This is a genomic window from Methyloparacoccus sp. NF-16, from assembly GCF_056880625.1.
Genome location: NZ_CP174130.1, coordinates 3,151,726 through 3,172,794, shown reverse-complemented (window position 1 = coordinate 3,172,794; position 21,069 = coordinate 3,151,726). Strand labels below are relative to the sequence as shown.

Here is a 21,069-nt window from a genome sequence, read left to right as displayed (position 1 = left end):
TCAGCCGAGAGGATTTAGCAGCATGAACATCAACGGCGTACAGATCGACGCGACCTTCGCCGAGGCGTTTCCCATGCGCGGCACGCGCATCGTCATCACGGCGCAGAACGCCAGGTGGGCGCGCATCGCCGCCGAGACCATGACCGGTTTCGCTACCTCCGTCATCGCCTGCGGCTGCGAGGCCGGCATCGAGCGCGAACTCGACCCCGGCGAAACGCCCGACGGGCGTCCCGGCGTTGCGGCGCTGATCTTCGCCATGGGCGGCAAGACCCTGGCCAAGCAGGTGGAGACCCGCGCCGGCCAGTGCGTCCTGACCTGTCCGACCACGGCGCTGTTCTCGGGGCTGCCGGACGGCGACCCGATCGCGCTGGGCAAGAACCTGCGCTTCTTCGGTGACGGCTTCCAGATTTCCAAGCGCATCAACGGCCGGCGCTACTGGCGGGTGCCGGTGATGGATGGCGAATTCCTGTGTGAGGAGAGCACCGGCATGGTCAACGCCGTCGGTGGCGGCAATTTCCTGATCCTCGCCGAGAGCCAGCCCCAGGCGCTGGCCGCCTGCGAGGCCGCCGTCGAGGCCATGCGCAAGGTGCCGAACGTCATCATGCCGTTCCCGGGCGGGGTGGTGCGCTCCGGCTCCAAGGTCGGCTCCAAGTACAAGGCCCTCAACGCCTCCACCAACGATGCCTTCTGTCCCACGCTCAAGGGGCAGACCGCGTCGCAACTGGGCCCCGAGATCGAATCGGTCATGGAAGTCGTCATCGACGGCCTGACCGCGGAGGACATCAACCGGGCGATGCGGGCCGGCATCCAGGCCGCCTGCGCGCTCGGCCCGGAGAACGGCATTCGCCGCATCAGCGCCGGCAATTACGGCGGCAAGCTGGGTCCGTTCCTCTTTCATCTCCAGGAGATCATGGCATGACCGCGCTGATTTTCACGCTCAGGACCGAACCCCGTCAGCGCCTCGATGTTTCGCCCCTGACCGCCGATGGCCTCGCCGGCAAGAGCCCGGTCGAGATGGGCGCGATCCTGCTGCAGACCGGCAACCGCCAGGTTCGGGTCGATCAGGTGTTCGACATCGCCGGCGACGACCCCGGTCATATCGTCTTCAGTGGTCCGACCGCCAAGCTGGATGGCGTGGGTTACGGCATGACCCAGGGCGTGATCGATGTCCATGGGGATGCCGGCAGCTATCTCGGCATGCGCATGAAGGGCGGCCGCATCACCGTGCAGGGGTCGATCGACGCCTACGGCGCCTGCGAACTCAGCCGTGGCACGCTCGTCATTCACGGCAACGCGGGCGATTTCCTCGGCGCCAGCCTGCCCGGCAACAAGAAAGGCATGGCCGGCGGTGTCGTCATCGTCAAGGGCGATGTCGGCGAGCGCGCCGGTGATCGCATGCGTCGCGGCATCCTGCTGGTCGAGGGCGATGCCGGCGACTACCTGGGCGCGCGCATGACCGCCGGCACCATCGCCGTACTGGGTCGCATCGGCCGGCACCCGGGTTACGGCCTGGTGCGCGGCACCCTGCTGCTGGCCCGGGCGCCGGCAGAGATCCCGCCCACCTTCAACGATTGCGGCACGCACACGCTGGGTTTCATTCCCTTGCTGCTGAAGGGCCTGGCCGCCCATGACACACCGTTTGCCGGCATGGGTGACGCGCTCAAGCGCGTGCGCCGCTACGCGGGCGATTTCTGCGCGCTGGGCAAGGGCGAAATTCTGGTTGCGGTTCCGGGCGGCAGCACCGCCTAGCCGAATCCGCCATCGGCTCGGCATCCCCGCCCGGCGCTGGCCGCCAGTCCCGGGTTGTGGCCGGGTGGTGCCATGCCGCATGCCCCGCCGCGAGATGTATCCGATCCCCCGTCAACGCCCGGTTGCCATCGCTTGAACGTCCATCCGCCCTGCCCTGAAACCGGTGGGTCCATCCTGAACCGGAACCTCCAGTGGTGGCTGCTGGGCGGGCTGATTTTCCTGATCCTATTCGCGCGCTCGCCCGGCGTACTGCTGCTCCCGCCCCTGCAGGCGGAAGATGGCTCCCATGTGTTCGCCTATTTCTACGAGCACCGCGAGCCGATCCAGATCCTGCGCGAGAAGGGGGGCTACATACCTCTGCTGGCCAACCTGATCGGCTACCTGTCGGTCCGGTTGCCAGCCACCATGATCCCTTACGGGCTGACCTGGTTGCCGCTGCTGCTCACGCTGGCGGCCTACAGTCTTTTCTTCAGCCGCCGCTATCGGGTCATCATCGCCAGCGATGCCGTGCGGGCCCTGGTCTGCCTGTTGTTCGCGCTGGCGCCGCTGTCGCAGTTTCACCTGCTGGCACATACCGATTACTCGATCTGGAATGCGTTGCTGCTGCTGATCCTGCTGGGCGGCATGCCCCTTCCGGCCGGGTCCGCCCGGGCGGCACCCTGCTGGTTACTCATCAACCTGCTGGTTTGGGCGCACCCCCTGTCGATCGTCCTGCTGCCGCTGCAGCTTCATTTCGCGTGGCGTGACCGCTCGCGCCGCGCCTGGTATCTGGCGACGACGCTCAACCTGGTGCTCTATCAGTACCTGGGCACCAAGGGCGGGCAGGTCTTCGCCCATCAGGATCTGCTGTCGATACTGGCGCTGCTCGGCAGGAGTCTCGTGGCTACCGTCACCATGCTGGGCGACATCGCCTCTCGCACGGTGCTTGGCCAGCCCCTGTTCGCCTGGGCCAGGCAGCACATGGGGTTTCTGATCGTCTATGTCGACCTGGCGGTGATTCTGCTGGTCGGCTGCGCCGCGGTCCTCGATGCCGGCTACCGGAGGCTGGTTTGGGTCCTGCTGTACCTGATGGCGGGCATGACGTTCCTGAGCCTGCTGTCGCGGGGGCTCTCGCTGGCCGACCTCGAGACCTACAGCGGCGGTCCCCGATATTGCTATCTCCAGTCGCTGGGTGTCCTTGTCCTGCTGGCGGGGGGCGTGTCCAGCTTGCTGCACTCTCCGGCTGGGCGGCGGGCGCTGCATCCGGCGCTGCCCTCGCCGGGCCGGATGATCTCTGCGGCCGCTCTGCTCCACTATTACCTGCTCAATACCCAGTACGGCCATTATCTGGTCTTCAATGCGGACACCAAGGATCCGGCCTATCAGAAAAGCCCGTACTACCCCGGCAACCCGATGAATGGCCGCATCGTGCAGACATTCTTCCGGGATCTGGCCGCCAGCGAGGCGAATCCCCAGCCCGGCCCTGCGCAGCGACTGGTCGCGGAGAAGCCCGGCGATTGGCCGATCGACATCACCATGGGCGGCGCCGCCCGCCTTGACCATTGCCCCTCGACCAGACGCCTGTGCCGCCTGGTCCAGCCTTTTGACTAAGGCCTGCCCCCGCGCCCCTGTGCGGCAGTTGGGTCAATCGACGACATGAAGCCCGTGCCACAGGCCGTGCCGATCCCGCCGTGTCCGGCCACGGCCGACGTCCCTGCAACCCTGGCCGATCAGGCGCGGGGCCGACCGCGTCCGCATCCGCCGCATCCGGGTCTGGCCTATCGGCCCGACATCGACGGCCTGCGCGGGGTCGCGGTGGCGTTGGTGGTGATGTATCACGCCTTCCCCGGATGGCTGCCCTCGGGCTTCATCGGCGTCGATATCTTCTTCGTCATTTCCGGATACCTGATCACCGCCATCATCGGCTCGGGGCTGGCGTCGTCGCGTTTCCGGTTCCTGGATTTCTACAGCCGGCGCATCCGGCGCATTTTTCCGGCGCTGATGACCATGATGGCGGCCCTCCTGCTGCTGGGCTGGTTCCTGCTGCTGGACGAGGAGTACCGTCAGCTGGGTCGACATACGGCCGGTGGCGCGACGTTTCTCTCGAATCTGATCCTGTGGCGGGAGAGCGGCTACTTCGACGGGCCGGCCGAGACCAAGCCGCTGCTGCACCTGTGGAGCCTGGCGGTCGAGGAGCAGTTCTACCTGCTCTGGCCGGCCCTGCTCTTCCTGGGCTGGCGGTTCGGCTGGAAGCCGGTGCCGTTCCTGGGGCTGCTCTGGCTGGTCTCCTTTGCCGGCAACATCTACCTGGTGGGGCGTGATCCCGGCGCAGCCTTCTACTGGCCGATCAGCCGGTTCTGGGAACTGCTGACCGGCGCCCTGCTGGCGGTTGGACCGGCGCATGTCGAGTTCCTGCGTCGCCGCTACCGGCGGAGCCTGACCCTGGCGGGCCTGAGCCTGCTGGCGGCGGGCCTGCTGCTGATCAACCGCGAGCGGCTCTTCCCCGGCGGCTGGGCGCTCATGCCGACCCTGGGCGCGGCCCTGCTGATCGCCGCCGGGCCGCATGGCGCGTTCAACCGGCGCGTCCTCGGCAACCGGTACCTGGTCCGGCTCGGGCTGATCAGCTATCCCCTCTACCTGTGGCACTGGCCAGCCCTGACGCTCCCGCGGATGCTGGAAGGGCACACGCCGGACGTCGGCACGCGCCTGCTCGCCGTGGCCGGTGCGCTGCTCCTTGCCTGGCTGACCTATCGACTGATCGAGAAACCGCTGCGCTTCAATCCCGGCCGCTGGGTGACGCCGGCGCTGCTGGCTGGCATGTTGCTGCTGTACGGACTTGGCATCGCCGTCAAGAACCTTCCGGTGCCATCGCAGCGACCCGTTCACGGCGTCGTCCGGGCGGGTGCCGCGAAATGCCGGGAACCGGACATCCAGCGGGAGCTTGGCCGGCAGCGCTGCCTCGATCGTCCGTCGCTGTCCCGCCATTACGCGGCGGCCTGTCGGCGCGAGATCAACCCCGGCAAACCCTTCCATATCGTCGTCTGGGGCGACTCGCATGCCCATGCCTGGGGCAGCCTGGCGGCCGAAATCGCCGCCCGGGAGGGTTACCACCTGACCCTGGTCCAGCACAATGGCTGTCCGCCGCTGGCCGGCGTCCGGCGCGCCGACAACCAGGATCCGGATTCCCCATGCGCCGCTACCCGGGCAACCCGCGAGCTGCTGGGTGACATCCTGCGACTCGAGCCCGATGTCGTGGTGCTGGCCGCCCGCTGGAATCTCTATGCCCACGGCTGGATCAAGGACGGCGTGTTGCAGACGGCCACCCATTTCCTGACCCGCGCGGACGAGGGGCGGGCGGATGCCGCCAGTTCCCTGGCGAGCCTGCAGGCCGGCCTGGCGGAAACCGTGGACCGCCTGACGGCGCAGCGGGCCAGGGTCATCGTCATCAAGAATCCACCCGGCCTGAAGGGCGATGCCGCCGACCTCCGCCGGGAGGTTCAGGTCAGCCGGGCGGAACATCTGCAGGATTCCCAGGTGATCGATGCCTTGCTCGACCACCGGCAGGATATCGAGGTCATGGACCCCGCCCGGGAGCTTTGCCGGGACGATTGCCGCAGCGAATTCGCCGGTCGCTATCTGTACGATGACGACAATCACCTGAGCTACTGCGGGGTCTCGCTGTTCCGGTCCGAGCTGGCGGCGCGCCTGAAGCCCGACTGACGGCGCGCGCGGGCCACTTCCTCCGGATTCCGGTCCCGAACCGCGGCAGCCCGACGGGATGCTTACGCGGGAATGTCTTTTGCTATAGAATTCCGTGGTTTATTTCCGTCTTCCGGGGCGGATTCCCCCCAGAAACCTGCGCCGGCCGGGCCGGCTCATGACCCATCCAGGAGTTTTCATGGCGATCGAACGCACCATTTCCATCATCAAGCCCGACGCGGTGGCCAAGAATGTCATCGGCGAAATCTACAGCCGCTTCGAAAAGGCCGGCCTCAAGATCGTCGCCGCCCGCATGGCCCACCTGTCCCGCGAACAGGCCGAGGGCTTCTATGCCGTGCACCGGGAGCGCCCCTTCTTCAACGATCTGGTCGGCTTCATGATCTCCGGCCCGGTCATGATCCAGGTCTTGGAAGGTGAAAATGCCATTGCCAAGAACCGCGACATCATGGGCGCCACCAACCCGAAGGACGCCGCCCCCGGCACCATCCGCGCCGATTTCGCCGAGAGCATCGACGAGAACGCCGTCCACGGTTCCGACAGCCCGGACACCGCGGCGCAGGAGATCGCCTATTTCTTCCAGCCGCATGAATGCTGCGCCCGCACCCGCTGACGCGAGCGACAGGCTCAATCTGCTAGGGCTCGACCGGAAGGCCATGGCGGCCTTCTGCGTCGAGCAGGGCGAAAAGCCCTTTCGCGCCTCGCAGCTGCTGCAATGGATCCACCAGCGCGGCATCGGCGACTTCGGCGAGATGACCAACCTCAGCAAGGTCCTGCGGGCCCGGCTGGAGGACAGCTGCGAAATCCGCCCGCCGGAGATCGTCCACGAGCAGATCTCCGCCGATGGCACCTGCAAGTGGGTGTTGCAGACCGACGCCCAGAACCGCATCGAGACCGTCTTCATCCCCGAGGAAGGCCGCGGCACCCTGTGCGTGTCCTCGCAGGTCGGCTGTGCGCTGGAATGCTCGTTCTGCTCCACCGCCCGCCAGGGCTTCAACCGCAACCTGAGCACCGCCGAGATCATCGGCCAGTTGTGGGTGGCACAGCGGGAGCTGGGCATCGGCGCCGTCACCAACGTGGTGCTGATGGGCATGGGCGAGCCGCTGCTCAACTTCAACAACGTCGTCGCCGCCATCGACCTGATGCTGGATGACCACGCCTACGGCCTGTCCAAGCGCCGGGTCACCTTGAGCACCTCCGGCATCGTGCCGGCCCTCGACAAGCTGGCAGAGGTCAGCGAGGTCAGCCTGGCGGTATCGCTGCACGCACCCACCGACGAGCTGCGCGACGAGCTGGTGCCGATCAACCGCAAATACCCGATCCGCGAGCTTCTGGCCGCCTGCAAGCGCTATGTCGGTCGCGACCATCGGCGAAAGGTCACCATCGAGTACGTGATGCTCGACGGTGTCAACGACACGCCGGCCCATGCCCGCCAGCTGGTGCGCGTGCTGAGCCAGGTGCCGTCGAAGGTCAACCTGATCCCGTTCAATCCGTTCCCGGGTTCCGGCTACCGCTGCTCCAGCCGCGAGGCCATCCAGCGCTTCAGTGACATCCTGCAGGCCGGTGGCCTGATCACCACCACCCGCAAGACCCGCGGCGACGATATCGACGCCGCCTGTGGCCAGCTGGTGGGCCAGGTCAGGGACCGCACCCGCCGCACCATCCGCCTGGCCGCCGCGTCCTGATGGCGCTGCCGCGACGGGCGGCGTGGCCGCTCATGCTCCTGTTGCCGGCCTGTTCGCTGCTCCCGGAGGAGGAGCCGGCAACGCCCCGGTCGGTGGCCGCCGAGTCGCTCAGTCCCGCGCAGGCCTCGCAGATTTATGTCGAGAAGGGCGTGCACTACCTGGAGGCCGGCCAGTACGAGGTGGCCCTCAAGGATTTGGAGAAGGCGACCGAGCTCGATGACGACAACAGCGAGGCCTGTAACGCCCTCGGTGTGCTCTATCAGCAGATCGACCGGCCGGATGAGGCCGACAGCCATTTCCGCAAGGCCATCGGCCTGAATCCGGACAATTACGGCGCCCGCAACAACTATGGCCGCTTTCTCTGCAAGACCGGCCATGCGGAGGAGGCCTTCGAGCAATTTCGCGCGGTCTATGGCACCCGGCTGTATGGCCAGCCCTGGCTGCCGCTGACCAACGCCGGCCTGTGCGCGCAATCGGTCGGCCGGATGGCCGAGGCCGAGCGTTTCCTGCGTCGTGCGCTCGAGGCCAACCCGCGCTTTCCGCCCGCACTGCTGGCCATGGCCCGGCTGAGCCGCGACATGGGGCAGCTGCTCGCCGCGCGCGGATTCCTCGAGCGCGCCCTGAGTGCTGCGGGCTCCACGGCGGAGGCGCTGCTGCTGGGTATCGAGATCGAGATGGCGCTGGGCAATCGCCAGGCCGCCGCCGGTTACATGGCCACCCTGACGACCCGCTTTCCCGACGCCATCGAGCTGATGCAGGCGCGGCAGCGGTTCGGCGGCTGATGCGCCGCATGCTTCCCGGTCCGGCTGGCTAAGCCGCCGGCGCTTGGGGTTATCATTCACCGTTTCCACCCTGGTGGCCCGTCCTTGAGCATTTCCCGCCCTGTGCGCATCTGGCTGTCCGGCATCGCTGCCGGGACGGCGGCCGACCGCCCCATCGTCTCCACCCCGAATCACTGAGCATGTCCGAAAAGATCCAGGCCATCCGCGGGATGCACGACATCCTGCCCGACCATGCCCCCCGCTGGCAGCATGTCGAATCCGTGCTGCGCCGCGTGATGGGCGCCTACGGCTACCAGGAGATCCGCCTCCCCGTCGTCGAGAAGACCGAGCTGTTCAAGCGCTCCATCGGCGAGGTCACCGACATCGTCGAAAAGGAGATGTACACCTTCGCGGACCGCAACGGCGATTCGCTGACGCTGCGGCCCGAGGGAACCGCCGGTTGCCTGCGTGCCTGCCTCGAGCACGGCCTGCTGCACAACCAGACCCAGCGTCTCTGGTATCTGGGCCAGATGTTCCGCCATGAACGGCCGCAGAAGGGGCGGTATCGCCAGTTTCACCAGCTGGGCGTCGAGGCCTATGGCATGGCCGGACCCGACATCGATGCCGAGCTGATCCTGCTCTGCCGGCGTCTCTGGCGTGAGCTGGGCATCGCCGACAAGCTGGAGTTGCAGATCAACTCGCTGGGCACGACCGCCGAGCGGCTCGCCTACCGGGCCAAGCTGGTGGCGTATTTCCGCATGCATGTCGAGGCGCTCGACGAGGACAGCCGCCGCCGGCTGGAGACCAACCCGCTGCGCATCCTCGACAGCAAGAATCCCGCCCTGAAGCCGATCATCGCCGGCGCGCCGCTGTTGACCGACGAGCTCGACACCAGCTCGCGCGAGCACTTCGACAGCCTGCGCCGGCAGCTGGATGCCGCGGGCGTCGCCTACGTGGTCAATCCCCGTCTGGTGCGCGGGCTGGATTACTATTCCCGCACCGTGTTCGAATGGGTGACCGAATCCCTCGGCGCCCAGGGCACGGTCTGCGCGGGTGGCCGCTATGACGGCCTCATCGAGCAGCTGGGCGGCAAGGATTCGACCGCGGTCGGGTTTGCGCTGGGCATGGAGCGCCTGATTGACCTGCTGGACGACCCCGGCCGCTTCGACCGGGCCGCGCTGCCGCAGGCCTACCTGATTGCCGTCGGCGAGCTGGCGGAGGCCCGCGCGCCCCTGCTCGCGGAGCGTCTCCGCGATACCTTGCCCGGGCTGCGCTTGCAGCTGAACTGCGGCGGTGGCAGTTTCAAGAGCCAGTTCAAGCGCGCCGACCGCAGCGGTGCCGAGGTGGCGCTGATCCTCGGCGACGACGAGGCCCGCGACCAGACGCTCGGCGTCAAGTCGCTGCGGCGCGAGGAAGGCCAGCAAACGTTGAGCGAGAACGAGGCGATCGCCTTTTTACATTCCCTGATCTGAACCGAGGAGCGCATGGAAACCTATCTGACCGAAGAGGAACGCCTGGAGGCGCTGCAGCGCTGGTGGAAGGAAAACAAGTCGTCGATTTTCGGCGGCCTGCTGCTGGGGCTTGCCGTGATCGCCGGCTGGAAGATGTGGCAGGGCAGCCAGCGGGAAACCGCCGAGCAGGCGTCGCTGGTCTACCACCAGCTGGCCGAGGCGGTCCAGGCCCGGCAGAACGAGGCGGCGGTCAAGCTCGGTGAGCGGCTGGTCCAGCAGTATCCCAAGACCACCTATGGCGAATACGGGCGGCTGTTCCTCGCCAGGCTCAAGGTCGATGCCGGCGACCTCGACGGTGCCCGCAGGACGCTGGAGGAGGCACTGAGCCAGACCCGCGACGAGGCGCTCGCCGGGCTCATCCGCCTGCGCATGGCCCGCGTGCTGCTGGCCAAGGGCGATAGCGAAGCCACCCTCAAGCTGCTGGACGGCGTGAGCGAAAAGGCCGCCGGCCAGTATGCGGGGCTGTACGCCGAGCTGCGCGGCGACGCCCTGGTGGTCGCCAAGCGGCCGGTGGACGCCCGCGCCGCCTACGCCAAGGCCCGCGAGCTGGGCGACCATTCGCCGCTGCTGGAACTCAAGCTCAACGATCTGCCGGCCGCACCCTGATGCGTCTCGCCCTTGCGCTGCTGGCGTCCCTGTGGCTGGCGGGTTGCAGCCAGCTGGGCGCTTTCGAGGACCTCGGCAACTCGATCCAGGGCCTGATCAGCGGCAACGACAATGCCGAGCCGCCGCGCGAACTGGAGCCCCTGGAGCCTTCCGTCAACATGACAGTGCTGTGGAAGGCCAGCGTCGGCAAGGGCTATGACGACCAGGTCGTCAACCTGGTGCCGGCGGTGACGGCCAGTACCGTCTATGTCGCCGACCGCCGTGGCCTGGTGCAGGCCCACAACCGCCAGGATGGCGAAAGGCTGTGGGCCGCGGAAACCCGGCTGGAGCTGTCCGCCGGGCCAGTCGTCGCCGGTGACAAGCTGCTGCTCGGCACCAGCAATGCCGAGCTCATCGCCATCAGTCTCGTCGACGGGACGCTGGTCTGGAAGAGTACCCTCAGCAGCGAAATCCTGGCCCTGCCGCGGGTGGCACACCAGCGCGTGGTGATCCGCACCAGCGATGGCCGCCTGGCCGGCGTCGATCTCAACAACGGCGCCATCCGCTGGACCCACGACCGCAGCATTCCGCCGCTGTCGGTGCGCAGCCTGGGATCGCCCACCATCGCCGGCGACCTGGTGCTGGACGGTTTCGGCGGCGGCAAGCTGATCGCCCTCAACGTAGCCGATGGCAAGCTGGTCTGGGAAACCACGGCGGCCATCCCGCACGGACGCTCGGAGGTCGAGCGCCTGGTCGAGCTGGATGCCGATCCGCTGGTCAAGGATGACACGGTCTACATCACCGGCTTCCAGGGCGGCGTGACGGCCGTCAATCTGAATGACGGCGATATCCTCTGGCGTCAGACGACTGTGTCTTCCAGCCATGGCCTGGCCGCCGGCCGCCGCTCGCTCTACATCAGCGACGCCAGCAGCGATGTCTGGCAGCTGGATCTGCGCAACGGTGCCGACCTGTGGAAGCAGGATGCCCTGCACCAGCGGCGGCTCACGGTGCCGGCGCTGATCCGCAACCGGCTGGTCGTTGGCGACTTCGAAGGCTATCTGCACGCCCTCTCGGCCGATGACGGCAGCCTGGTCGGCCGTCTGCAGGTCGATGACACGCCGGTCCGCGCGGCGCCTGTCGTCGACAGCGAAACCCTGTTCGTCTACACGGCAGGCGGTGTCCTGGCCGCCATCGGAATCGATTGATCATGCTCCCTGTCGTTGCCCTGGTTGGCCGGCCCAATGTCGGCAAATCAACCCTCTTCAACTACCTGACCCGCACCCGCGATGCCCTCGTGGCCGATTACCCGGGCTTGACCCGCGACCGCCAGTACGGCCGGGTGCGGCGCGGAACCCGCGATTACTTCGTCGTCGACACCGGCGGCATCGTCGAGACCGAGGCCGGCATCGACGAACAGGCCATGCGGCAGGTGCAGATCGCCCTGCGCGAGGCCGATGTCATCCTGTTCCTGGTCGATGCGCGCGACGGTCTCAATGTGGGCGACGAAGCCATTGCCCAGCGGCTGCGGCGCACTGGCAAGCCGGTGGTGCTGGCCGCCAACAAGATCGACCAGGCCAGCCTGGCAGCCGCCACCGCGGATTTCCATGCCATCGGCCTGGGCGAGCCGCACCCCATCTCGGCTTCCCATGCGCAGGGCATCGGCAGCCTGCTGGACACGGTCGAGGCGCTCCTGCCGAAGCAGGATGCGTCAGCCGCCGAGGACGAGGGTGGCATCCGCATCGCCATCGTCGGTCGGCCCAACGTCGGCAAGTCCACTCTGGTCAACCGCTTGCTGGGCGAGGAGCGGGTGGTGGTGTTCGATGCCCCCGGCACCACCCGCGACAGCATCGAGATCGCCTTCGAGCGCCACGGCCGGCGCTACACGCTGATCGACACCGCCGGCATCCGCCGCCGCGGGCGCATCGCCGAGACGGTGGAGAAGTTCAGCGTCATCAAGGCCATGCAGGCCATCGAGAAGGCGCATGTGGTCATTTACCTGGTCGATGCCCGCGAGGGCGTGACCGACCAGGACGCCAACCTGCTGGGCATGGTGCTGGAGATCGGCCGCGGGCTGATCGTCGGCCTCAACAAGTGGGACGGCATGACCCCGGACCAGAAGGAGGAAACCCGGCGCCAGCTGGATCTCAAGCTGCAATTCATCGACTTCGCCGAGAAATATTTCATCTCGGCCCTGCACGGCACGGGGGTCGGCCACCTGTTCGATGCCGTGGTCGAGGTGCATGGCTCGACCATGACGCAGATGGGCACCTCGCATCTGACGCGGCTGCTGCAGAGCGCAGTCGCGGCCCATCAGCCGCCGCTGGTGCGCGGCCGGCGCATCAAGCTCAAGTATGCCCACCAGGGCGGCACCAACCCGCCGACCATCGTCATCCACGGCAACCAGATCGACGAAATCCCCGGCAGCTACAAGCGCTATCTCATCAACTACTTCCGCGAGGCGCTGGCGATCAGCGGCACGCCCATCAAGCTGGAGTTCCGCACCGGCGACAACCCGTTCAAGGGCAAGCGCAATGTCTTGACCGAGCGGCAGGTCCGCAGGCGCCGGCGGCTCATCCGGCATGTGAAGTAGCCTGCCGGCGAGCGAGCCGCCCGGACCTGCCGCTCGGCTGGACGCGTGAGCGCAGGCCGTCTTCCGGCCGGCATGCCTCCCGCATCCGGGGGTGGTGCAAGGCATCATCCCGTATCACACTGTCCCGACGCACCGGCGGCTGGGCGGCCCCACGCCCAGCGAGCTGTTGCGGACACGATAGGGAGGAAACGCTCATGCAAGCTTCATCCGCAATCCACCCGGCGAATGCGTTCGCCGCGCTCTCCTGTTTCCTGCTGCTTATCCCGCTAGCCCATGGGCCGGCGCAGGCGCAGGAGGAACGATGCCAGGCAAAACTGTACCGGCAGACGGGCGATTACCTGCGTTGCCAGATGCATGCCGAATCCGCACTTGCCAGGGGCCAGAAGCCGGGCAAGAACGAAGCTGCCCGCAGAGCCTGTGAGAAGGCCTATGAGAAGGGTTATCTCGCTGCCCTGAAGCTTGCCTCGGAGGGGTGTCCCGCAACAGGCGGTGTGGCATCCGGCGCTCCGTCGCCATTGGTGCAGGAGATTCGGCAAACCGTGGCCGAGGTGCGCGGGATGGTGTCAGGAACCTTGCCCAATCCGGTAGCCGGGCAGCTCATGCTGTACAACCATTGCGCCACGCCGATCAAGATCATGTCGCCCACCAGCCATGCGATCGACGGCTCGACGCTACCGCCATACGACAGCCTGGTGTATCCCACCGGTAGCGGGGGAGGATTGAGCCAGAATGCAGCCAACACCTTCATGTTCGCGCCCATCACCAGCGACGCCCAATGTGCCTTGGTGAACTGCGGCAACTGGGCGGACATCCAGGCGGCGGGGCAACGCATGGGCTACATGTGGATGAATAATGCGCCGAATCAGCCGCCCGGCAACAATAACCTCACCTATGCCGCCTATTGCCAGCCCACCAATGCGGCAGTAGGGCAGTGCACAACCACCGCCACAACCCCGTGCTGTGGCTCGCAGATGAATTTCGACAGGACCTTCGGCACCACCTTCGAGATCACGCCCAAGGGTGGCGCCGGCCTCGATCAGGACTTTGTCGACCTCAGCACGAACTACGGTGCGAGCCCGACGTCGCCGCCGACCCTCTGCAGCGCCAACGGCGCCGACCCCGATAACTGCGTGAGCGAGACCGCCAACATCTTTTTCAATGTCCCGATCCGCGTGGACATGAGCAACAGCGCCGGCTGCACGTTTCCGCAGGGTGGCTCAAGCCTCGGCTGCACGGACGTCGCTTGCCCGGACGCCTATCAGTACCCGGTGGATAACAAGCAGGTGGCCTGCCCGGCTGGCACGGGGTATGTCGTCACGCTCTGCCCGGGCACGCATCAGCTGCCGTCCCTGGGCCAGGCCAGCGCCATCCAGGACAAGGTCACCATTCAAAACAACCTTGGCAAAAACTCTCCCTGTCCGAATGGCAACACGGTAAGCATGTTCACCGCCGGCGGGCAGCAGGTCATCCCGCCTGGCGGTGGTTCGCTTACCCTGCAGGGGAATTATTCCGTCTACCCCGGCATCGGCCTGCAGATCAATAATTGGTACTGGACTTCCGAAAACCTGCCGGTCCAGGCGGGACCGCCGCAGAATCCCGACAACTCGGGTGCCCAGTTCGTCGTCTCCGATGCGTGCACCGTGTCGCAATCGCCACCCGTCTATGGCAAGGGCATAGAAACCTACAAGGTTTCGACGGTGACTGCCCGCAAGACCGGGGCCAACGACTGCCTGATCACCATCAGCGAAAAGCCGCCCTACACCGATGCCGTCACGCCAGGCTGCTGTGCGCCACCTCTCCGGAACATGGCCAACGTCTGTACCGGGCCATGGGGCGTGACCAACAACCAGCAGCCCTGGCCGCCCCAGTGACGGAGGGCTTCCGCCATCCAGCACAACACCGAACGCCGGGTATGCCCGGCGCATGGCCGTCCGAACTCTCCGCCGCCAAGAGATGATTCGGCATCGGAAACAGCGTGGCGAAGAAAAACCGCCGCCATCTTGAGCGACCGTGTCCGCCACGGCGCGCCGGCGCGAGGCTCGCGGGCCCGGGGCAGGCAACCGCGGCGTGGTATCCGCTCAGCAAATCCGCGGCAGCTGTTCGCCGCTAAGGCGCAGCAGCAGGCGTTCGGTGCCGTAGCGGGTGCGGACGTGGACCGGTGCCGCCGCCTGCGCCGTGCCGGTGACGCGGCCGATGCGGGCAGTGCCGGCGCCCAGCGGATGTTGCCGCAGCCGGGCCAGCGCCCGCTCCGCCTGATCGCCCGGCACAAGGGCGGCGAAGCGCCCTTCGTTGGCGACATGCAGAGGATCGAAGCCGAGGAGTTCGCAGACGCCGGCCACATCCTCGCGCACCGGGATCGACTCCTCGTCCAGCTGCATGCCGACGCCGGCCGTCTCGGCGATCTCGATCAGCGCGCTGGCCAGCCCACCCCGGGTGAGATCGCGCAGGCAATGGACCTCGATGCCGCTATCGAGCAGGTCCAGCACCAGTCCCGAGAGGTCGGCGCAGTCGCTTTCGATGGCGGTTTCAAGGTCCAGCCCCTCGCGCCGGGCCATGATGGCGATGCCATGGCGGCCAAGGTCGCCGCTCACCAGGATCGCATCGCCGGCCCGCACGGCCGCCGGCTGGATGGCCGGCCGGCCGGGTTCGATCAGCCCGATGCCGGCGGTGTTGATGAACAGTCCATCGCCACGACCGCGTTCCACCACCTTGGTGTCGCCGGTGACGATCGCCACCCCGGCCGCCCTCGCGGTTGCGGCCATCGAACGCAGGATCTGTTCCAGATCACCGACCGGCAAGCCTTCCTCGATGATCAGCGCCGCGCTAAGCCAGAGCGGTCTGGCGCCGGCCATGGCCAGGTCGTTGAGCGTGCCGCACACCGCCAGCTTGCCGATGTCGCCGCCCGGAAAGAACAGCGGCTTGACCACGTAGGAATCGGTGGTGAAGGCGATCCGTTGCCCGCCACAGTCGATCACGGCGCTGTCGTGCCGGGCGGACAGGGCGGGATTGTCGAAGACCGGCTGCACCAGCCGGTCGAGCAGCTGCTGCATCAGCTGCCCGCCGCCGCCATGCGCCATGAGGATGCGCTCGTACTGGCCGAGCGGCGCCGGGCAGCTCAGGTCCATGTCGGCGCTCACGGGTTCTGCGTCGTCCGGGGCGGGATGTAGATGGTCTGGATGCGCTCCCGGCCGGGTTGACGGGGCGGCTTGGCAGGCGTGGCCGATGCGGCTGGCGGGCTGGACGCGGGTGCGGGTGCGCTGGCTGGTGACGCGGGGGCGGTTCCGCTGGCACTGGCCGTGGGCGCCGGCGGCTGGCCGGCGCTGGGGAAGCCGCGCAGCCTCAGGCATTCGCGTACCGCGGCCTGGGTCGGCGGCCGCATGGTTTTCGCGCCGCTGGCTGACACGGCGGCCGTGCCCTGCTGCGGGCACTTGCGCAGCGCCACCAGCAGCGGATCGGTTTTGGCATCCTGCTGGTAGCCCAGCTGGTTCATGCAGCGGAGATAGCTCGCGGCGTCGATACTGGCGGCCGGGTCGGCCCCGGGCGCGATGGTTCTGGCCGGATGTCTGGCCCGGCACAGCTGGGCATCCTGGTAATACGGCGTCGTCTTCTGATTGGCCGCTTCGGTGGGGGAGTTGGCGGCGCAGCCGGTTTGCAGCAGCAGCCAAGCCCAGATCAGCGGAGCGCTGCGGGGCCGCGAAAACCGGCACGGACCGGTCCGGGGGCGAGAGGTATCGGTGACAGGGTACATGGCTTGCGTTCTCCGATGGGCTGGCGGCGGCCAGCCGGGGTGCGGGTTTGCGCCGCGTCAGGCCGCGGCGGGGCGGGCGTTCGGGCGATAGCGGTAGTATGCCGCGCAGGCGCCCTCGGCGGACACCATGGTCGCGCCCAGCGGATGCTCCGGCGTGCAGCGGACGCCGAAGGCCGGGCAGCGATCGGGCTTGATGGCTCCCTGCAGGACCCGGCCGCTCTGGCATTCGGTGGTCTCCGTCGCCAGCGGGACACCCGGCGCGAAGCGCCGTGCGGCGTCGATGCCGGCGAACGCCGGGCGCAGTCCCAGCCCGCCGGCCGGGATCGGCCCCAGGCCGCGCCAGTCGCGATCGACCACCTCGAACACCGCCTCCATGCGCCCGCGGGCCACCGGGTTGCCCGCGCGCCTGACCATGCGCCGGTACTGGTTGGCAACGCCCGCCTCGCCGCGCTCCAGCATCTCCAGGCAACGGTGGATGCCGGCCAGCAGGTCCACAGGCTCGAAGCCGGTCACGACGACGGGGATGCCGTGGCGTGCGGCGACAGGTTCATACTCGTCCGTGCCCATCACCGTACAGACATGCCCCGCGGCCAGGAAGCCGTCGATGCGGCAGGCCGGCGCGGCCAGCAGGGCTTCCATGGCCGGCGGCACGCGCACATGGCTGACCAGCAGGGAGAAGTTGTCGAGGCCCTCTTGCCGCGCTTGCCAGGCTGCCTGCGCGGTGGCCGGGGCGGTGGTTTCGAAGCCGACGGCGAAGAAGACCACCTGCTGCCCGGGATGCTCCCGCGCCACCTGCAGGGCATCCAGCGGCGAGTACAGCCCGCGCACCGTGCCGCCCTCGGCGCGGGCGCCCAGCAGGTCGCCCCGCGATCCCGGCACCCGCAGCATGTCGCCGAAGGAGCAGAGGATCGCACCCGGCGTGCGGGCGATGGCGATGGCCTGATCGATGGCGGCCGTGGGGGTCACGCAGACCGGGCAGCCGGGTCCGTGTATCAGTTCCACGCCGGGCGGCAGCAGGCGATCGATGCCGTAGCGCAGGATGGCATGGGTCTGGCCGCCGCAGACTTCCATCAGCGTCCACGGCCGGGTACACAGCCGGGCGATGGCGTCCGCGAGCGCCGCCACCAGCTCCCGCGCCCGGTACTCGTGCTGGTGATTCATGCCCGGCTCACGCCTGCTCCAGGGCCCCCAGGGCGGCGAATTCCGCCAGCGCCTCGCGGGCCTCGTCCTCGTCCAGCCGGGAAATGGCGCAGCCGGCATGGACGATGACGTAGTCGCCGACCGCCGCCTCGGGCGTGAAGGCCAGGCTGACCTCCTTGAGCGCGCCGCCGAAACTGACCCGTCCCCGCGGTTCGCCCGCCCCGGGCTCCGACAGGCTGATGATTTGACCCGGTACCGCGAGACACATGCGCAACCTCAGGAAAACGTTTGGGAAAACGGCGGCGCACGGCGGGCCCGCACCGGGCCGCCATCACGCCTGAAGGGCTACAATAGCGGGATTTTGGGCGGCGTGAAACTCGCGACATGAAAGTCCTGCATTGCTCATGGATACCCGAGCACGGGGACGGCTTCATTCAGGCCGGCGACTTCTGGGTCTGGGTGGAGGACCAGACGCTGCGCGGCGCGTCCCGGGAAACGGGAGTGCACCCGCGCCATCTGCCCAAGAGCGAGCTGATCGCCTTTCTCGAGGGCACGCTGGAACTGTCCGTGTCCGCCTATGAGCGACGCTTTCATTTCCTCCCGCAAACCCTGGCCCTGCCGACGGTCGACGGCTTGCCGCTGCCGGCGCCGGAGTTCGAGCACGGCCTGGACGAGGCCCTGCCGCCCGCGCCCCTCTCGCCCTGGCGGGTGGACGCCTACCGCCAGGTGCGGCCGGTGCCGCAGCTGGGCGAACTGCGCTTCCTGGCCTTCTGCCGGACGCCGGAGACGCGGCCCGGCAGTGACCTGCTGTTCTGGCATTACTTCACCCAGTCGGCCAAGGCGGTGATCCTGCGCGACCGCTACATTCCCCGGCTGGTCTACCGGGAAACCCCGGCCGGCGGCTACGAGCTGCACGGTGGCTGGGAAATCGTGGCCGACGAGTTCGAGCAGCTGATCCGCGAGGCGGTGCAGCTGATGCCGGACGCCTGCGCCACGCTGGGCGGGTGCTGCTACGAGAAGACCAGCCTGCTGCGGCACTGCGCCGAGGTGCTGGTGCAGCGCATCGTCGGTCAGGCCTCGGCTTCGGCCAAGATCGACCGCCGCATCCGCGGCACCCTGGTCGATGCCGCCCGGCAGGAATTGCAGTCGCGGGTGCCCTGGAAGAGCCGCGAGGGCCTGCCGGTCTACCAGGCCTGGCTGGCCTGGCGCCGCAAGCTGGTCGGCCAGCACGGCGAGGCGCCCTTCAGCCTGCTGTTCCAGCTGCGCGAAGCGGAGACCGAGCAGGCGTCCTGGCGCCTGGACATGCTGGTGGCGCCGCGCCAGGACCCGTCCCTGCAGATCACCCTGGCGCAGTACTGGGCGCTGGACGAGCGGGCGCGGGGCTTCTTCGCCACCCGCTGCGGCGAGGACTTCGAGCAGCGGCTGCTGCTGGCCATGGGGCAGGCGGCGCGCATCTATCCACCCTTGTGGGAAGGGCTGGACGAGGCCCAGCCCTCCGGCATCGACCTCGGTCTCGAGGAGGCCTTTGGCTTCCTGCAGCGGGATGCCTGGGTTCTGGAGGATGCTGGCTTCATCGTGCTGGTACCGGCCTGGTGGACGCCGCAGGGGCGCCGCCGGGCCAAGATCCGGCTGCAGGCCGGCGGCCGCTCGCTGTCCGGCGCGGATCGCCGCAACAGCCTGGATCTCCAGAATCTCATGGCCTATCGCTACGATCTGGCACTCGGCGACGAGACCGTGGACGAGGCGGAATGGGCCGGCCTGGTGGAAAGCAAGTCGCCGCTGGTGCGGTTCCGCGGCCGCTGGCTGGCGCTGGACCGGGAGAAGATGCGCGAGATGCTGGAGTTCTGGCGCCGCCACCGCGACGACGAAACCGGCATGAGCCTGCCGGAGCTGATGCGCAAGTCGGCCGAGGATGCCGATTTCTTCGAGATCGACCCCCGCCACGCCCTGGCCGAGATGCTGGGCAAGCTGCGCGATCACAGCCGCCTGGAACCGGCCGACAACCCGCCGGGCCTCGCGGCGCAGCTGCGCGACTACCAGAAGCGCGGCCTGGCCTGGGTGGCCTTCCTCGAAAGCCTGGGCCTGAACGGCTGTCTGGCCGACGACATGGGCCTTGGCAAGACCGTGCAGGTACTGGCCCTGCTGGTGCAGGAACGGGCGCCGGGCCATGGTCTGGCGCCGACCCTGCTGGTCGCGCCGACCTCGGTCATCGGCAACTGGCACAAGGAGATCGAACGCTTTGCCCCCGGCCTGCGGGCCTTCATCCACCACGGCACGGTGCGGGTGCGCGATGCCGAGGCCTTCGCCAGCGCCTGCCTGGCCAGCGATGTCGTCATCACGTCCTACGCCCTGGCGCGGCGCGACGAGAAGATCCTCTCCACCATCCGCTGGCGGCGGGTGGTGCTGGACGAGGCGCAGAACATCAAGAATCCGGCCTCGGCGCAGAGCAAGGCGGTGCTCAAGCTCGGCGCCGAGCACCGCCTGGCGCTGACCGGCACGCCGGTGGAAAACCGCCTGCTGGATCTCTGGTCGGTCTTCAATTTCCTCAATCCCGGCTATCTCGGCAAGCAGTCGCAGTTCCGCCAGCGCTACGAGCTGCCGATCCAGCGCGACAACGACCCGCGCCGCGCCGAGATGCTCAAGCGCCTGATCGAGCCGTTCGTGCTGCGCCGGGTCAAGACCGATCCCGACATCATCCGCGACCTGCCCGATAAGCTGGAGAACCGCCAGTTCTGCAACCTCGGCAAGGAGCAGGCGTCGCTGTACGAGGCCGTGGTCCGCGATGTCGAGCAGCGTCTCGGCGCCGCCGACGGCATCAATCGGCAGGGGCTGATCCTCTCGACGCTGACCCGGCTCAAGCAGATCTGCAACCACCCCGCCCAGTTCCTGCACGATGGCAGCGTCTTCGCCAGCGACCGCTCCCCCAAGCTGGCGCGGCTGTGCGACATGCTCGGCGACGTCATCGCCGAGGGCGAGAGCGCGCTGGTCTTCACCCAGTTCGCCGAGGTCGGCGGCCAGCTGGAAAGGCATCTGCGCGAACAGCTCGATTGCCCGGTGTTCTACCTGCATGGCGCGGTGCCGGCGGCCAGGCGCGAGCGCATGATCGCCGAGTTCCAGGACCCCGAGACCGGTCCCGGCGTGTTCCTGCTGTCGCTGCGCGCCGGCGGCGTCGGCATCACCCTGACCAAGGCCAACCATGTGTTCCACTTCGACCGCTGGTGGAATCCGGCGGTGGAGGATCAGGCCACCGACCGCGCCTTCCGCATCGGCCAGCGCAAGAACGTTTTCGTGCACAAGTTCATCACCCTGGGCACGCTGGAGGAGCGCATCGACAAGCTGATCGAGGAAAAGAAGCAGGTGGCCTCGCTGATCGTCGGCAACGACGAATCCTGGCTCACCCAGCTCGACAACGAGACCTTCAAGCAGCTGATCGCCCTGAACCGGATGGAGGTGCTGGAGTGAGGTGGCGATGCGGTGGTGCCGGCAGTTGCCATGCGCGGTGGCGGCGTGGATGATGGCATCCCGGGCCGGACAGCCGGCCTTCGCGGCGCCGGCATGGCCGTAGTGCCGCCCGTTCGTGTGGCCGACTCCGGGGGCTCCCTCA

The 21,069-nt window shown here is 67.9% G+C and carries 17 protein-coding genes; 13 read left to right on the top strand and 4 right to left on the bottom strand.

The features are described from left to right. The first annotated feature begins 22 nt into the window (after positions 1-22). The 12 genes from fhcD (at position 23) to ACH5N8_RS14990 (ending at position 14,448) form a co-directional block, all read left to right on the top strand. Entirely contained in the window at positions 23-919 is an 897-nt protein-coding gene (gene fhcD, locus ACH5N8_RS15045) for a formylmethanofuran--tetrahydromethanopterin N-formyltransferase (RefSeq protein ID WP_483281911.1), read from the top strand. Continuing rightward, entirely contained in the window at positions 916-1,749 is an 834-nt protein-coding gene (locus ACH5N8_RS15040) for a formylmethanofuran dehydrogenase subunit C (RefSeq protein WP_483281910.1), read from the top strand. Before fhcD ends, ACH5N8_RS15040 begins: the two co-directional genes overlap by 4 nt. A 132-nt stretch (positions 1,750-1,881) precedes the next feature. Continuing rightward, complete coding sequence (locus tag ACH5N8_RS15035; RefSeq protein WP_483281909.1) at positions 1,882-3,339, top strand: hypothetical protein; 1,458 nt, start codon at positions 1,882-1,884, stop codon at positions 3,337-3,339. A 45-nt stretch (positions 3,340-3,384) separates the two neighbouring features. Further along, positions 3,385-5,448 (top strand): acyltransferase family protein, encoded by a 2,064-nt coding sequence (locus ACH5N8_RS15030; protein ID WP_483281908.1) that lies wholly within the window; start codon positions 3,385-3,387, stop codon positions 5,446-5,448. Positions 5,449-5,626: 178 nt separating this feature from the next. Next, complete coding sequence (gene ndk, locus ACH5N8_RS15025; protein WP_483281907.1) at positions 5,627-6,058, top strand: nucleoside-diphosphate kinase; 432 nt, start codon at positions 5,627-5,629, stop codon at positions 6,056-6,058. After that, positions 6,033-7,130: a dual-specificity RNA methyltransferase RlmN gene (rlmN, locus tag ACH5N8_RS15020; protein ID WP_460026414.1), complete on the top strand. Its 1,098-nt coding sequence runs from the start codon at positions 6,033-6,035 to the stop codon at positions 7,128-7,130. Before ndk ends, rlmN begins: the two co-directional genes overlap by 26 nt. A 32-nt stretch (positions 7,131-7,162) precedes the next feature. After that, entirely contained in the window at positions 7,163-7,912 is a 750-nt protein-coding gene (pilW, locus tag ACH5N8_RS15015; RefSeq protein ID WP_483281906.1) for a type IV pilus biogenesis/stability protein PilW, read from the top strand. A 179-nt stretch (positions 7,913-8,091) separates the two neighbouring features. Next, positions 8,092-9,363, top strand: coding sequence for a histidine--tRNA ligase (gene hisS, locus ACH5N8_RS15010; RefSeq protein WP_483281905.1), 1,272 nt, complete (start codon positions 8,092-8,094; stop codon positions 9,361-9,363). A gap of 12 nt (positions 9,364-9,375) precedes the next feature. Continuing rightward, entirely contained in the window at positions 9,376-10,008 is a 633-nt protein-coding gene (locus ACH5N8_RS15005) for a YfgM family protein (RefSeq protein ID WP_483281904.1), read from the top strand. After that, positions 10,008-11,192: an outer membrane protein assembly factor BamB gene (gene bamB / locus ACH5N8_RS15000; RefSeq protein ID WP_460026418.1), complete on the top strand. Its 1,185-nt coding sequence runs from the start codon at positions 10,008-10,010 to the stop codon at positions 11,190-11,192. The genes ACH5N8_RS15005 and bamB overlap by 1 nt, the downstream gene beginning before the upstream one ends. 2 nt (positions 11,193-11,194) lie before the next feature. Continuing rightward, complete coding sequence (gene der, locus ACH5N8_RS14995) at positions 11,195-12,577, top strand: ribosome biogenesis GTPase Der (RefSeq protein ID WP_483281903.1); 1,383 nt, start codon at positions 11,195-11,197, stop codon at positions 12,575-12,577. Positions 12,578-12,771: 194 nt separating this feature from the next. Beyond that, on the top strand, positions 12,772-14,448 hold the full coding sequence (locus ACH5N8_RS14990; RefSeq protein ID WP_483281902.1) for a hypothetical protein: 1,677 nt from the start codon (positions 12,772-12,774) through the stop codon (positions 14,446-14,448). 207 nt (positions 14,449-14,655) lie between these two features. Here the strand turns inward: ACH5N8_RS14990 and hypE are convergent, their stop codons facing one another. From hypE to ACH5N8_RS14970, 4 genes are read right to left on the bottom strand one after another with little or no spacing between them, the layout of a single operon-like run. Further along, positions 14,656-15,714, bottom strand: a complete 1,059-nt coding sequence (gene hypE / locus ACH5N8_RS14985) for a hydrogenase expression/formation protein HypE (RefSeq protein WP_483281901.1) — start codon at positions 15,712-15,714, stop codon at positions 14,656-14,658. Further along, positions 15,711-16,325, bottom strand: a complete 615-nt coding sequence (locus ACH5N8_RS14980) for a hypothetical protein (RefSeq protein ID WP_483281900.1) — start codon at positions 16,323-16,325, stop codon at positions 15,711-15,713. Before ACH5N8_RS14980 ends, hypE begins: the two co-directional genes overlap by 4 nt. 57 nt (positions 16,326-16,382) lie before the next feature. Beyond that, a complete protein-coding gene (gene hypD, locus ACH5N8_RS14975; RefSeq protein WP_483281899.1) occupies positions 16,383-17,486 on the bottom strand; it encodes a hydrogenase formation protein HypD in 1,104 nt (367 codons plus the stop codon). A 7-nt stretch (positions 17,487-17,493) separates the two neighbouring features. Next, positions 17,494-17,733, bottom strand: a complete 240-nt coding sequence (locus tag ACH5N8_RS14970) for a HypC/HybG/HupF family hydrogenase formation chaperone (protein ID WP_460026429.1) — start codon at positions 17,731-17,733, stop codon at positions 17,494-17,496. Positions 17,734-17,849: 116 nt separating this feature from the next. Between ACH5N8_RS14970 and ACH5N8_RS14965 the strand changes: the two genes are divergently transcribed. Continuing rightward, positions 17,850-20,927 carry a DEAD/DEAH box helicase gene (locus ACH5N8_RS14965; protein ID WP_483281898.1) on the top strand — a complete coding sequence of 1,026 codons (3,078 nt, stop codon included), beginning with the start codon at positions 17,850-17,852 and terminating at the stop codon, positions 20,925-20,927. Positions 20,928-21,069: the final 142 nt, after the last annotated feature.